Origin of the sequence: Cellvibrio japonicus Ueda107 (assembly GCF_000019225.1) — a bacterium.
GTDB classification, from domain to species: domain Bacteria; phylum Pseudomonadota; class Gammaproteobacteria; order Pseudomonadales; family Cellvibrionaceae; genus Cellvibrio; species Cellvibrio japonicus.
In genome coordinates this window covers 3155943-3170309 of sequence record NC_010995.1, presented here as the reverse complement: position 1 = coordinate 3170309, position 14367 = coordinate 3155943, and the positions used below count along the sequence as shown (strand labels likewise).

The following is a 14367-nucleotide window of genomic DNA, read 5'->3' as shown; positions in this document are numbered from 1 at the left end:
GCTAGTATGCGCCCACTTTTTCAATCGCCGGGGCTGATGACCATGCATTGTCCGTTTTGTAGCGCCGAAGACACCAAAGTCATTGACTCCCGCCTGGTGGCTGAAGGCGACCAGGTTCGTCGCCGTCGCGAGTGTCTCTCCTGTCACGAGCGTTTTACGACATTTGAAGTGGCAGAGCTGGTGATGCCGCGCATCATCAAGCAAAACGGTACACGTGAACCCTTCGATGAAAATAAGCTGCGTGCCGGTTTATTGCGTGCGCTGGAAAAACGCCCGGTGAGCATCGAAGCCATAGAGTCGGCGATCAACCATATCAAGCACTTCCTCCAGGCTACCGGTGAGCGCGAAGTCAAATCCCTGCTGGTGGGGGAAAAGGTGATGGAGCAACTCCAAAAGCTCGATGAAGTCGCCTATGTGCGTTTTGCCTCTGTATACCGCCGTTTTAAAGACCTCAACGAGTTCCGCAAGGAAATCGATCGCCTTGAGCAGCAACCGGAAAATTAAACCATGGCGCTGACTCGCGACGATCATCGTTTTATGGCGCGCGCCCTGCGCTTGGCGGAGCGTGGCCTCTACACCACCATGCCCAATCCTCGCGTAGGGTGTGTGCTGGTGAAAAACCAGCAGATTATTGCCGAGGGCTGGCATGTGCGTGCCGGAGAGGGGCATGCCGAAGTTAATGCCTTGCGGATTGCTGCAGAGCAGGCGCGCGGTGCTACAGCGTATGTCACGCTTGAACCCTGTAACCACACCGGTAAAACCGGCCCCTGTTCGCAGGCGCTCATCGATGCCGGTGTGGCGCGTGTTGTCTATGCCATGGAAGACCCCAATCCCCTGGTATCTGGCAGGGGGCTGGAGAGGTTGGCAGCGGCAGGTATTGAGGTTGATGGCCCACTCTTCGAAGAGCAGGCGCGCGCGCTCAATCCCGGTTTTATCACGCGCATGGAGCGCAAGCGTCCGCTGTTGCGCTGCAAGATGGCAATGAGCCTGGATGGTCGCACGGCGATGGCCAGCGGTGAGAGCAAGTGGATCACCAGCCCCAAAGCCAGGGCTGATGTGCAGCGATTGCGCGCAGCCTCCTGTGCCATAGTGACCGGCATAGGTTCGGTATTGCAGGATAATTCCCAACTTACCCTGCGCGCTCGCGAGCTGGGTTTACCCAGGGCAGAGGACATTGCCCGCCGCCAACCCCTGCGGGTTATCCTGGATTCGCGCCTGCAATTGCCGCGCGATGCCTTGATTATGCAAACCGCCGACCCCAATTCCCCTGAGCTTGTACCCGGTCCTATATTGCTGGTGCACAATGGCACTGCTGACGGAGCGCAACTGGATGGCTGGCCTGCCCATGTCGAGTTGCTGGCCCTGCCGGGACGGGACGGGCGTATCGACCTTGAAGCCCTGGTGCGCGAGCTGGCCCAGCGTCAGTGCAATGAGGTGTTGATAGAGGCGGGGGCAACATTGGCAGGTGCCTTTTTGCGTCGCGGATTACTGGATGAAGTCGTGGTCTATATGGCCCCCAAATTACTCGGTAGCCAGGCGCGCCCACTGTTTGAGTTGCCCCTGGAAACCATGTCCGCCAGCCTTGCGCTCAAGATTACCGACATGCGCGCCCTGGGCCAGGATTGGCGTATTACCGCCGTGCCGGATGTCGAATACTAGGTTTATCCAGCCTATATCCGGCTGGCAACCCGCGATTTTGTAACTCAAAGGTGTCCCTTGACTGATCCACTGAATACCCCGGAAGTGCCCGGTGAACCACAGCCGCTTTTTACTCTGCCACCCGGGCAATCTGACAATACGGCATCGCGCGGCAAGCGCCTGGCGGCCGTGTGTATCGACTGGTTTATCATGATCCTCTGCCTGACGCCGGTAGTGGAATATCTCGGGTTGCGTGAGCTGGTGGAGAGCTATCAGCCCGGCCAGACACCTGTGCCGATGACCACAGAGCTTGTGCTTAAAATGCTGGCGTTCCAGTATGGTATTTTCCTGCTGCTAAACGGTTTCCTGTTGCAGCACTATGGACAGACCATTGGCAAGCGCGCCATGAATATTGCCATCGTGGATCTTGAGGGGCGCCGTGTTCCCTTGCTCAATCTGATCCTGAATCGCTATGTAAGCCAATGGGCGCTTGGATTGATATCTGGTATAGGAGCGCTGCTGCGCTTGGTTGACTGGCTGTTTATTTTTCGCGACGGTAACCGCTGCCTGCATGATCACATTGCCAGGACCCGGGTAATCGACCTGGGGGTTCCGGCGGCTGCAGCTAACAACAATTCCCTGATCGTCTAGAGGCGCCTATGTTTACCGGTATTATTGAAGCAATCGGTGAGGTGGTGGCACTGCAGCCACAAAATGGCGATCTGCGTTTGCGTATCAAAACCCATCACCTCAACCTGGCAGATGTGCATTTGGGGGATTCGATTGCCACCAATGGTGTCTGCCTGACGGTTGTGGATCTACCGGGTGATGGCTACTGGGCTGATGTATCGCGCGAAACCCTGGATAACACTACTTTGCCAGGCTGGAAACTGGGGCAAAGGGTGAACCTGGAGAAGGCACTTACCCCGCAAACCCGCTTGGGAGGGCATATTGTGAGTGGCCATGTGGATGGTGTGGGCGAGGTGGTCAAGCGTTTTCCGGATGCCCGCTCTGAACGCTTCCATATACGTGCCCCCAAAGAATTGGCGAAATATATCGCCCACAAGGGTTCAATCACCGTCGATGGCACCAGTCTTACCGTCAATAAAGTGGATGGTGCCGTGTTTGAGTTAAATATCGTACCCCATACCCTCCAGTGGACCATTATGGACACTTACCAAACGGGCACTAACGTCAATCTGGAGGTAGATGTATTGGCGCGTTACCTTGAGCGATTGATGCTGGGTGACAAGGCTGCCGAATCCAGCGGGCAGGGCGGTATTACGCTGGAGTTTCTGACAAAAAATGGTTTTGCCTGATGCTTTCAGGCAGGGTTATCGGCAACGGGAAGGTTTATGCAGTTACATACCATAGAAGAACTGATTGAGGACCTGCGTCACGGCAAGATGGTCATCCTGATGGATGACGAGGACCGTGAAAATGAAGGTGACCTGATTATGGTGGCCGAGCAGGTGCGCCCGGAAGACATCAATTTTATGGCTACCCACGCGCGCGGACTCATCTGCCTCACGCTCACCCCCGAGCGCTGTAAACAGTTGGATTTGCCGCTGATGGTGAGCGATAACAAATCCCAGCACACCACTAACTTCACGGTTTCTATTGAGGCAGCAGAAGGGGTAAGTACGGGAATTTCCGCCGCCGACCGCGCGCTGACGGTGCGTGCAGCGGTTAAGGCGAATGCCAAACCCGGCGACCTGGTTCAACCTGGCCATATCTTTCCTCTCATGGCCCAACCGGGCGGCGTCATGAGCCGTGCCGGCCATACCGAGGCGGGCTGTGACCTGGCACGTCTTGCGGGCTTTGAACCGGCGGCAGTGATTGTAGAAGTGATGAACCCTGACGGCACCATGGCGCGCCGCCCGGACCTGGAGCGATTTGCCGAGCAACACGGCCTGAAAATCGGTACCATTGCCGACCTGATCCACTACCGCGCGACCAAAGAAAAGACCGTAGAGTGCATCAATCGGCGCAAGGTAGACACCCTGTTTGGCGAGTTTGACCTGCATACCTACCGCGACCTGGCGCGCGGCGATCTGCATTTTGTCATGACCAAAGGTGAGATAGACGGCTCACCCACCCTGGTGCGGGTGCATGTCATGGATATTGCCCATGATGTGCTGGGCCTGAAGCGCACGTCGGTTGCCGGTGGCAAAAGCTGGACATACCAGGATGCCTTGCGCAAGGTGAGTGAAGAAGGCAACGGGGTTGTGTTGTTGATTTGCCACGATGAATCCACCCAGGAGGTGGAGGACAGTGTCGATTGGTTGATCTCTGGCAAGCAGCAGCGCCGCAGCTCTGAGGTGTTATATAAGCAGGTGGGCACCGGCTCGCAAATCCTGCGCGACCTGGGTGTGCGCAAAATGCGCGTGATGTCTGCGCCTATGCGCTACTCAGCCCTGTCCGGGTTTGACCTGGAAGTGGTGGAATATATTTGCCCGGATGTGGAACATTGAGTTTCCCCTGAATTGAATATTGATGAATGATCGAGACAAGACTATGAGCAATATCAAGGTTATCGAAGGTGATTTTTCGGCCAGCGCGGGCAAGTACGCGCTGATTGTGAGCCGCTGGAACAGCTTTGTGGTAGAAAGTTTGAAGGATGGCGCGCTGGATACACTGCGCCGCCATGGCATCAAAGAGGAAAACATTACGATTTATTACGCACCGGGTGCGTTTGAGTTTCCGCTGACGGCGCAAAAAATCGCAGCGAAAAAAGAATTCGATGCAATTATTGCCCTGGGGGCGGTAATTCGCGGTGGCACACCGCATTTCGATTATGTTGCCGGTGAGTGCACCAAAGGCCTGGCACAAGTCTCCCTGCAATATGGCGTGCCGGTTACGTTTGGTGTGTTGACCGTGGATTCTATCGAGCAGGCTATTGAGCGCTCTGGCACCAAAGCCGGTAACAAGGGGGTGGAGGCCGCCAGCACCGCGCTGGAAATGGTTTCCCTGTTTGGCAAGATATAAGGTCGACCGGTCCTTTTTTGTATTTCCAGCACGATTGATGTTGGTAACCCGCGGCGATGAGCCTCCTCATCGCCGGTTCTTTTTCAGGCCCGGATGATTTCAGGCCCAGATTGTCAGGTAAGTGTCATGACCAGTTCCCCCGGCTCCGACAAAAGCCACATCGCCGCTACTCGCCGTATGGCTCGCCACTATGCCATGCAAGCGCTTTATCAATGGCATATGGCAGGCTCCAGCCTTAACGCCATCGAAGCTGAATTCCGCACCGATAACGATATGAGTAAGGTGGATGTCGATTATTTCCATGAGCTATTGCATGGGGTGCCCGAGCAATTGAGTGGGCTGGAGGAACAGTTCCAACCCTTCCTGGTCGATCGCTCCCTGGAAGAACTGGATGCTATCACCCGCGCTTTGCTGCGTATGGCGACTTACGAATTAAAAAACCGCATTGATGTGCCCTACAAGGTGGTCATTAACGAGGCCGTTTCCCTGGCGAAAAAATTCGGTGCAGAAGACAGCCATAAATTTATTAATGGCGTGTTGGATAAAACTGCCGAAGTGTTACGTGCGTTGGAAGTAAACGCCGAGCGCGGCAAACGCTAAATAACCGGAAGCTCCGCTTCCTCACCTTGTTGAGTTGTATTGTGCCCGGCGAATTTCAACTGATTCAGCAATTTTTCCAGCGCGAGCAAGCCGAGCAGCCTGCCGCGGGTGTAGTGCTGGGGATTGGCGATGACTGCGCGCTGTTGCAAATACCGGAAGGCAAGCAGCTTGCGGTTTCGGTCGATACACTGGTCAGCGGTGTGCATTTTCCCGAAGGGGCAGAGCCCGCCTTGATTGCGGAGCGGGCCTTGCGTACCAATCTCAGCGATCTGGCGGCAATGGGCGCGGAGCCGCTGTGGTTTACCCTGGCCCTGACCTTGCCACAGGCGGAGGAGCAGTGGCTGCGTGAATTCAGCCGTGGACTGTTTGCCTGCGCCAAGCGCTATGGCATTGCATTAATTGGCGGTGATACAACGGCCGGGCCTCTCAGCGTTAGTATCCAGGTGATGGGCGCTGTCACGCCCGGTCAGGCGCTGCGCCGCGATGGTGCTAACCTCGGCGATTTTATCCTGGTGACCCACAGTGTTGGCGATGGTGCTGCGGCATTGGCTAGTCTGCAGGGACGGGTCAGCTTTTCCGGCGACGACCACGCCTATTTACACGAGCGTTTTTATCGACCTGAGCCGCGTTTGCAGGCATCTGCACGGATTCGCCCATTCGCCAGTGCAGCGCTGGATATTTCTGACGGTTTGGTGGCGGACCTGCAACATATCTGCACTGCCAGTGACCTGGGGGCTGTGATTGATGTCGAGGCCTTGCCATTATCATCCGCACTGGTGGCCTATCCTGATCGCACCCAGGCCTATGAGTGGGCGCTCAGTGGCGGGGATGATTACGAACTCTGTTTTACCGTAGCGCCGGAGAATATGCCGGACATTGCTATGTTGATTGCACAGGGTCAATTGCAGGCCAGTGTGATTGGCGAAATGGTCGCAGGCAATCGCGTCATTTGTGAATACGAAGGGCAACCTTTTTCGTTGGCTAAACAGGGTTACGAGCATTTTTAATCATGACAACACCCAGCTTGAAGCAGCTAGTGCGCAACCCTGATCATTTTTTTGCCTTTGGTTTTGGTACCGGCTTATCGCCCTGGGCACCGGGGACCATGGGCACACTGGCAGCGATACCCATCTATTGGTTGATTCAGGATGTGTCCTGGCCGATTTACCTCAGTTGGTTGTTAGTGACCTTTATCCTCGGTGTCTACTGGTGCGGGCGCTCCTCCCGAGCGTTGGGCGTGCACGACCATGGCGGCATTGTGTGGGATGAATTTGTGGGCTATTGGGTCACCATGTTTATGGCGCCCAAGGGCTGGATCTGGATCCTGCTTGGGTTTGTGCTCTTTCGCTTTTTCGATATTGTGAAACCCTGGCCTATTCGCTGGTTGGATCGTCGTGTGAAGGGCGGTTTCGGTATTATGGTTGATGATTTACTCGCCGGTATTTTGGCCGGCATATCGCTGCAAATAATTGCCTGCCTGGGATTGTTTGCGTAAAGCCTGGTCTCGTACACAAAAGAATATGAAAGCAACAAGGAGTCAGGGTATGTCGCGTTGGATAATCGGATTTATGTTGGTTTTTACATCACTGGCCTTTGCACAAGAGCTGGAGGTGAAAATGTTGGCACAGGGGAGTGCGCTGATCGACATTAACGGCAAGCAGCGCATGTTGCGTACAGGCAATACCAGTCCGGAAGGCGTCACGCTGGTGTCGGCGGATAGCCAGCGGGCGATTGTGGAAGTGAAGGGTGAGCGCCAGACATTGGTGTTAAACCGCCGTATCTCGACACGTTTTAACAAAGCCTCCAGTGCGGAAGTGCGCATTGCCTCTGCTCGCGGCGGCCACCACATTACATCGGGGCGAATCAACGGCCATCCGGTAGAGTTTATGGTGGATACAGGGGCCACGACGGTGGCGTTGAATTATCTGGAAGCAGAGCGCTTGGGGATTGATTTCCTGGCCGGCCAGGAAGTACAAGTCAGCACGGCCAATGGCAAGGCCAAGGGGTTTTTGGTTTCCCTGGAGCGGGTTGCGGTTGGCAATATTGAGTTAACACAGGTCGAGGCCATTGTCAGTACATCGCGCTCCCCGGAAATCATTTTGCTGGGTAACAGTTATCTAAGCCGTTTGAATATGGCGGTTGAAGAGGGCGTATTGGTACTCAAGGCGCGCCAGTAATCGAAGGCTATGGGCCAGGTAGCGAGCCCCTGGCCTGTGTTTGTATGCGAGAGGTTTTGTTGTGACTATTCGTTTTATCGAGTCCTCCAAACTGCCTACCCCCTGGGGCATGTTTGTGATGCACGGTTTTGCCGACGACGAAACCGATAAAGAACATGTGGTACTCACCATGGGCGATATTAGTGGGGACGAGCCCCTGTTAGCCCGTGTTCACTCCGAGTGCCTGACGGGGGATGCCCTGTTCAGCATGCGCTGCGATTGCGGCCCGCAGTTGCAGGCTGCCATGCACAAGATTGCACTGGCCGGACGCGGTGTAATTTTTTACCTGCGCCAGGAGGGACGTGGTATAGGCCTGCTGAATAAAATCCGCGCTTATCACCTGCAGGACCAGGGTGCTGATACGGTAGAAGCAAACGAGCAGTTGGGGTTTGGTGCCGACATGCGCGATTACTCGATCCTCAAACCCATGCTGGAACATTTAAAGATCCAATCCCTGAAATTGCTGACCAATAATCCACGCAAGGTCAAAGCCCTGCAGGATATGGGGATTCATGTCGCGGAGCGCTTGCCCCACCAGACCGGGCGCAACCCGCACAATGCCAAATACCTGGAAACCAAGCAGGGCAAACTCGGCCACCTGTTTAACACCGATGACTAATTCGCAGGACAGACACATGACTCGCATTGCAATTGCCGGCGCCGCTGGCCGTATGGGAAAGGCACTGATCGAATCCACCCACAAAAATCCCGATACCGCCCTGGGCGCCGCCATTGTTCGCTCCGGTAGCTCCTTGATCGGCGCAGATGCCGGTGAGTTGGGCAATGTGGGCAAGCTGGGGGTGGCGATTGTGGGCAGCCTGGCAGAGGTGGTCGATCAGTTTGATGTGCTTATCGATTTTAGTTCGCCCCTGGCAACCCTCGATAACGCCAGGGTCTGCGCGGCGCATAACAAGCCGGTTGTGATTGGCACAACCGGTTTTAGTGTCGCAGAAAAAGCCGAACTCCTGGCGTATCAAACACAGATCCCACTGCTGCTATCAGCCAACTTTTCAACCGGTGTAAACCTGTGTTTTAAATTGCTGGACCTGGCTGCCCGCGTGCTGGGCGAGGGGTATGATGTTGAAGTCTATGAAGCCCATCATCGCCATAAAGTAGACTCTCCCTCAGGCACTGCCGTGCGCATGGGGGAAGTGCTGGCCAAGGCGCTGGAGCGCGATCTGGATAAGGTGGCAGTTTACGGTCGCGAAGGCCAAATCGGCCCGCGCCCCGCCGACACCATCGGCTTTGCCACCGTGCGCGGCGGCGATGTGGTGGGCGATCACACTGTCATGTTTATGGCCGACGGTGAGCGCGTCGAAATTACCCATAAAGCCAGCAGCCGCCTGGCCTTTTCCAACGGTGCCGTGCGCGCGGCTATTTGGCTGCAACAGCAGACGTCCGGTTTGTTCGATATGCAGGATGTGTTGGGTTTGCGTTAGGCGGTGTACAACCGGATCAGGGGCTGTGCGTTACGCTTTCGCCCCTGATCTGCCGCTATTCAACCTGGTGGCCGACCTTCTCTTTAGCGTTAAATAGCTTAAGCTGGAATGTGGCAGCACATTCCCTGCCTGCGGAGTTGATGCCGGGCAAGTTTGCCAGGCAATCGGTACTTGGGCGGGATTCCGGCCAGATTCCCATGGACAGCCGGGCATCAGTCCCGTAGAATTCGCAGCCAGATTGCGTCCTGACCCTGTCAAGGGCGCCTAAAAACTACAAACAGGTTCGCACAAGAACATAAAGAGCGAGATGAGAATTGGTTTTCATCTCGCTTTTTTACAACCAAACGTTCCATAGCCAGATCAATTTTGCCTTTGAACTCAATGACTTATCGCGCAGCCCACCTTATCAGTGTCAGTGCGATTGCCCGGTTGAGCCCTAAGAAAGTGAATTCTGTCTATTGGCGTGCATCGAACCGCTATTTATTTCGTTTGCTCTAAGGGTATCCAGGGGGCGCTACGCCTTCCGGTGTTCTCAAAGCCAAAAAACCAACCAGCTCAGGAGGTTGTTTTGACTACTCAGGAATCCCTTCCTGCCCCGAAGAAGGCCATTCTGGTCCTTGCTGACGGTAGTGTGTTTCGTGGTACCGCCATTGGTGCCGAGGGTTTATCGGTGGGTGAGGTGGTATTCAATACCGCGATCACCGGTTACCAGGAAATCCTCACCGACCCATCCTATGCCCAGCAAATTGTTACCCTCACCTATCCCCATATCGGTAATACCGGCACTAACCGTGAAGATGAAGAGTGCGAGCGCATCTGGGCCACGGGCCTGGTGATTCGCGACCTGCCATTGCTGGCGAGCAATTTCCGCAACCAGGAAAGCCTGTCCGATTACCTCAAGGCGCGTCATGTCATCGGCATCGCCGATATAGATACCCGCCGCCTGACCCGTATCCTGCGCGATAAAGGTGCCCAGAACGGTTGCCTGATGGCGGGAGACGATGTGGATGAAGCCAAAGCCCTGGCAGCGGCTAACGCCTTTGGTGGCCTGAAAGGCCTGGATCTCGCTAAAGAGGTCACGGTGAGCGAGTCCTACCCCTGGAATGAAAGCAGTTGGTCGCTGACAGAAGGCCATCGTGTATTGGATGGCAAAAAAGCCTTCAACGTCGTTGCCTATGACTTTGGGGTTAAGCGCAACATCCTGCGCATGCTGGCGGATCGCGACTGCAACCTGACGGTAGTTCCTGCCAAAACCAGTGCCGCAGAGGTGCTGGCGATGAACCCCGATGGTATCTTCCTCTCCAATGGCCCTGGCGACCCTGAGCCCTGTACCTATGCCATTGAAGCGATCAAAGCCTTCCTCGAAACCGATATTCCGGTGTTCGGCATTTGCCTCGGCCACCAGCTCCTGGCACTGGCCTCCGGCGCTAAGACGATCAAAATGAAGTTTGGCCACCACGGCGGCAACCACCCGGTGCAGGACCTGGATAGCAAACAGGTCATGATCACCGCCCAGAACCACGGTTTTGCGGTGGAAGAAAGCAGTTTGCCTGCCAACCTGCGCGCGACCCACAAATCGCTGTTTGACGGTTCGCTGCAAGGTATCCATCGCACCGACAAGCCGGCGTTCAGCTTCCAGGGGCACCCCGAAGCCAGCCCGGGCCCGCATGATGCGGCGCCGTTGTTCGACCACTTTATTGAATTGATGCAAGCCCGCAAAGCGTCCTGACCGGAGCCGACATGCCAAAACGTACCGACATAAACAGTATTTTGATTCTCGGCGCTGGCCCGATTGTAATCGGTCAGGCCTGTGAGTTTGACTACTCTGGCGCCCAAGCCTGTAAGGCCCTGCGTGAAGAGGGTTACCGTGTCATCCTGGTGAACTCCAACCCGGCGACTATCATGACCGATCCGGCCATGGCCGATGCCACCTACATCGAACCCATCGAATGGCAAACCGTTGCCAAGATCATCGAAAAAGAGCGCCCCGATGTCATCCTGCCTACCATGGGTGGACAAACGGCATTGAACTGCGCCCTGGCCCTGGCTAAAAACGGCGTGTTGGAAAAATACAATGTGGAATTGATCGGCGCCAAAGAAGAGGCCATCAACAAAGCAGAAGACCGCAATTTGTTCGACCAGGCGATGAAGCGTATCGGTCTGGAATGTGCGCGTGCGCGTATCGTGCACAGTATGGAAGAAGCCAAGGAAGTACCCAAAGAGTTTGGCTTTCCCTGCATCATTCGCCCTTCCTTTACCATGGGCGGTTCAGGCGGCGGTATCGCCTACAACTGGGAAGAGTTTGAAGAAATTTGTGCGCGTGGCCTCGACCTGTCACCGACCAATGAATTGCTGATCGACGAATCACTGCTCGGCTGGAAAGAGTACGAGATGGAAGTGGTGCGCGATAAAAATGACAACTGTATTATCGTCTGTTCTATTGAAAACTTTGACCCCATGGGTGTCCACACCGGCGACTCCATTACCGTAGCGCCAGCGCAGACCCTGACCGATAAGGAATACCAGATCATGCGTAATGCCTCGGTGGCAGTATTGCGTGAAATCGGTGTGGAAACCGGCGGCTCCAACGTCCAGTTTGCGGTAAACCCGGTTGATGGTCGCATGGTCGTTATTGAGATGAACCCGCGTGTATCGCGTTCATCCGCCCTCGCTTCCAAGGCAACCGGTTTTCCGATTGCAAAAGTGGCTGCCAAGCTCGCGGTGGGTTACACCCTGGATGAGTTGCAAAACGAAATCACCGGTGGTGCCACACCGGCATCCTTCGAGCCTTCAATTGATTATGTCGTCACCAAGGTACCGCGTTTCACCTTTGAGAAATTTGGCGATGCCGATGCGCGCTTGACGACGCAAATGAAATCGGTGGGTGAAGTGATGGCGATTGGCCGCACTTTCCAGGAGTCATTGCAAAAAGCCCTGCGCGGCCTGGAAGTGGGCTCTGCCGGTTTTGAATCCAAGGTGGATTACACCACCGAGGAAGGCGCTGCCAAAGTGCGCCGCGAACTGACCACCGCTGGCGCTGAGCGTATCTGGTATGTCGGCGATGCTTTCCGTATGGGCATGAGTGTCAACGACGCGTTCAACCTTTCCAAAATCGATCCCTGGTTTTTGGTACAGGTAAAAGAGCTGATCGATATCGAGCAATCCCTGCGCGGCAAATCCCTCAACCAATTGGATGCCGACCAGCTCTACCGCTTGAAGCGCAAAGGCTTCTCGGACAAGCGCCTCGCCCTGTTGTTGGCGACCACGGAAAAAGCGGTTCGCACCCAGCGCCAGAGTTTGGATATCCGCCCGGTTTACAAGCGCGTGGATACCTGTGCGGCCGAGTTCGCGACTTCCACGGCTTATATGTACTCCACCTACGAGGAAGAGTGCGAAGCCAACCCCAGCGACAAGAAAAAAATCCTGGTGATTGGCGGTGGTCCCAACCGTATTGGCCAGGGGATCGAGTTTGACTACTGCTGCGTACACGCTGCCCTCGCCATGCGCGAAGATGGCTACGAAACCATTATGGTCAACTGTAACCCCGAGACGGTTTCTACCGACTACGATACGTCTGATCGCCTGTTCTTCGAGCCGGTGACCCTGGAAGATGTATTGGAAATCGTCCATAAAGAAAAACCGGCAGGTGTTATTGTCCAGTTTGGTGGCCAGACGCCGCTGAAACTTGCCCGCGCACTTGAGGCAGAAGGCGTACCCATTATCGGCACCAGCCCGGATGCCATCGATAAGGCAGAAGACCGCGAGCGCTTCCAGCAAATGATTGAAAAGCTCGGTTTGCTGCAACCGCCTAACGCTATTGTCCGCTCGCTGGAAGAGGCGTTGGTTGCGGCTGACCAGGTAGGTTACCCGCTGGTCGTGCGCCCATCCTATGTGCTGGGTGGCCGCGCCATGGAAATCGTCTACAAAGAAGATGAGCTGCGCACCTATATGCGCACCGCGGTACAGGTCTCGGAAGATGCGCCGGTGCTGCTCGACCACTTCCTCAATAATGCCATTGAAGTGGATATCGACTCGGTCTCCGATGGCAAGCAGGTGGTGATTGGCGGCATCATGCAGCATATTGAGCAGTGTGGTGTTCACTCCGGTGATTCGGCCTGCTCCCTGCCACCTTACTCGCTGCCTGCCGATGTGCAGGATGACATGCGCGAGATCGTCAAGAAGATGGCGATCGAGTTGGGTGTGATCGGTTTGATGAATACCCAATTGGCCTACCAGGATGGCAAGATCTATGTGATCGAGGTTAACCCGCGCGCCTCGCGTACCGTGCCCTTTGTGTCCAAGTGTATCGGCATATCCCTGGCCAAGGTGGCGGCGCGTTGCCAGGCCGGTGTTTCCCTGGAAGCCCAGGGCTTTACCAAGGAAATCATCCCCGATTACTACAGTGTTAAAGAAGCGGTATTCCCCTTTAACAAGTTCCCGGCGGTAGATCCGATCCTCGGCCCGGAAATGAAATCCACCGGTGAGGTGATGGGGGTGGGCAACAGCTTTGGCGAGGCCTACGGCAAGTCCCAATTGGGTGCCAACAACCGTATCCCAACGTCGGGTACTGCCTTTATCAGCGTGCGCGATATGGATAAAGCCGGTATCGTCAGCGTAGGTAAGGACTTGGCCGAGCTTGGTTTTAAACTGGTGGCCACCCGCGGAACTGCAGCAGTCCTTGAGGCTGCTGGCCTGAAAGTGCACGTTGTTAACAAGGTTCAGGAAGGCCGTCCCCATATTGTGGATATGATCAAGAATGATGAGATCGATTTGATCATCAACACGGTAGAAGGGCGCCAGGCGACACGCGATTCTTCATCGATCCGCCGCAGTGCCGAAAACCACCGTGTTTACTACAACACGACCCTGGCTGCGGGTTTTGCGGTGTGTATGTCACTCAAAGAAGTTAAAGATATTGAAGTGCGTCGTCTGCAAGATCTGCACACACGCATGAAATAGTTTAAGGAAATGACGATGAGCACTAAATTTCCAATGACAATCACAGGCGCAGAAAAACTGCGCCTTGAATTAGAGGATCTGAAAAAGGTCCAGCGTCCGCGCATTGTGCAGGCTATCGCAGAAGCGCGTGAACACGGTGATTTGAAGGAGAATGCAGAATACTCTGCCGCGCGTGAACAGCAGAGTTTTTGCGAGGGGCGGATTAAGGAAATCGAAGGCAAGCTCAGCAATGCCCAGATTATCGATGTGACAACCATTCCCCATACTGGCAAGGTGATCTTTGGCACGACGGTAACTATTATCAATATAGAAACCGAGCAAGCCTTGACCTACCAAATTGTGGGCGACGACGAAGCGGAAGTGAAAGCGAACAAAATTTCGGTGAACTCGCCCATCGCCCGTGCCCTGGTGGGTAAAGAAGAAGGTGATGTGGTGATCGTGCGCGCTCCCGGTGGCGATGTGGAATACGAAATTGATAAAGTAGAACATTTATAAAAAACAGCGCTTATCCATCGGATGGCGGGCGG

General features: G+C 55.1%; 15 protein-coding genes. All 15 read left to right on the top strand.

All coding sequences use genetic code 11. The features are described from left to right. The first annotated feature begins 42 nt into the window (after positions 1-42). Positions 43-504, top strand: a complete 462-nt coding sequence (nrdR, locus tag CJA_RS13045; protein ID WP_041552391.1) for a transcriptional regulator NrdR — start codon at positions 43-45, stop codon at positions 502-504. Between the two features lie 3 nt (positions 505-507). Further along, positions 508-1659, top strand: coding sequence for a bifunctional diaminohydroxyphosphoribosylaminopyrimidine deaminase/5-amino-6-(5-phosphoribosylamino)uracil reductase RibD (ribD, locus tag CJA_RS13040; RefSeq protein WP_012488292.1), 1152 nt, complete (start codon positions 508-510; stop codon positions 1657-1659). A 57-nt stretch (positions 1660-1716) separates the two neighbouring features. After that, positions 1717-2289: an RDD family protein gene (locus tag CJA_RS13035; RefSeq protein ID WP_049765462.1), complete on the top strand. Its 573-nt coding sequence runs from the start codon at positions 1717-1719 to the stop codon at positions 2287-2289. 8 nt (positions 2290-2297) lie between these two features. Continuing rightward, positions 2298-2957 carry a riboflavin synthase gene (locus CJA_RS13030; RefSeq protein WP_012488290.1) on the top strand — a complete coding sequence of 220 codons (660 nt, stop codon included), beginning with the start codon at positions 2298-2300 and terminating at the stop codon, positions 2955-2957. Between the two features lie 36 nt (positions 2958-2993). Continuing rightward, positions 2994-4112: a bifunctional 3,4-dihydroxy-2-butanone-4-phosphate synthase/GTP cyclohydrolase II gene (gene ribBA / locus CJA_RS13025; protein ID WP_012488289.1), complete on the top strand. Its 1119-nt coding sequence runs from the start codon at positions 2994-2996 to the stop codon at positions 4110-4112. A gap of 43 nt (positions 4113-4155) precedes the next feature. Continuing rightward, a complete protein-coding gene (gene ribH, locus CJA_RS13020) occupies positions 4156-4626 on the top strand; it encodes a 6,7-dimethyl-8-ribityllumazine synthase (protein ID WP_041551527.1) in 471 nt (156 codons plus the stop codon). A 126-nt stretch (positions 4627-4752) separates the two neighbouring features. Beyond that, positions 4753-5226, top strand: a complete 474-nt coding sequence (gene nusB / locus CJA_RS13015) for a transcription antitermination factor NusB (protein WP_049765461.1) — start codon at positions 4753-4755, stop codon at positions 5224-5226. Between the two features lie 41 nt (positions 5227-5267). Next, positions 5268-6233 carry a thiamine-phosphate kinase gene (gene thiL, locus CJA_RS13010; RefSeq protein ID WP_316246145.1) on the top strand — a complete coding sequence of 322 codons (966 nt, stop codon included), beginning with the start codon at positions 5268-5270 and terminating at the stop codon, positions 6231-6233. A gap of 2 nt (positions 6234-6235) precedes the next feature. After that, a complete protein-coding gene (locus CJA_RS13005) occupies positions 6236-6721 on the top strand; it encodes a phosphatidylglycerophosphatase A family protein (protein WP_012488285.1) in 486 nt (161 codons plus the stop codon). Between the two features lie 49 nt (positions 6722-6770). Continuing rightward, entirely contained in the window at positions 6771-7403 is a 633-nt protein-coding gene (locus CJA_RS13000) for a retropepsin-like aspartic protease family protein (RefSeq protein ID WP_012488284.1), read from the top strand. 61 nt (positions 7404-7464) lie between these two features. Next, positions 7465-8061, top strand: a complete 597-nt coding sequence (ribA, locus tag CJA_RS12995; RefSeq protein ID WP_041551526.1) for a GTP cyclohydrolase II — start codon at positions 7465-7467, stop codon at positions 8059-8061. Between the two features lie 16 nt (positions 8062-8077). After that, entirely contained in the window at positions 8078-8881 is an 804-nt protein-coding gene (gene dapB / locus CJA_RS12990) for a 4-hydroxy-tetrahydrodipicolinate reductase (protein ID WP_041551525.1), read from the top strand. A gap of 568 nt (positions 8882-9449) precedes the next feature. Beyond that, positions 9450-10610 carry a glutamine-hydrolyzing carbamoyl-phosphate synthase small subunit gene (carA, locus tag CJA_RS12985; protein WP_041551524.1) on the top strand — a complete coding sequence of 387 codons (1161 nt, stop codon included), beginning with the start codon at positions 9450-9452 and terminating at the stop codon, positions 10608-10610. An 11-nt stretch (positions 10611-10621) separates the two neighbouring features. After that, positions 10622-13840 (top strand): carbamoyl-phosphate synthase large subunit, encoded by a 3219-nt coding sequence (carB, locus tag CJA_RS12980; protein WP_012488280.1) that lies wholly within the window; start codon positions 10622-10624, stop codon positions 13838-13840. 15 nt (positions 13841-13855) lie between these two features. After that, positions 13856-14335, top strand: a complete 480-nt coding sequence (gene greA / locus CJA_RS12975; protein ID WP_012488279.1) for a transcription elongation factor GreA — start codon at positions 13856-13858, stop codon at positions 14333-14335. The last annotated feature ends 32 nt before the right edge of the window (positions 14336-14367 follow it).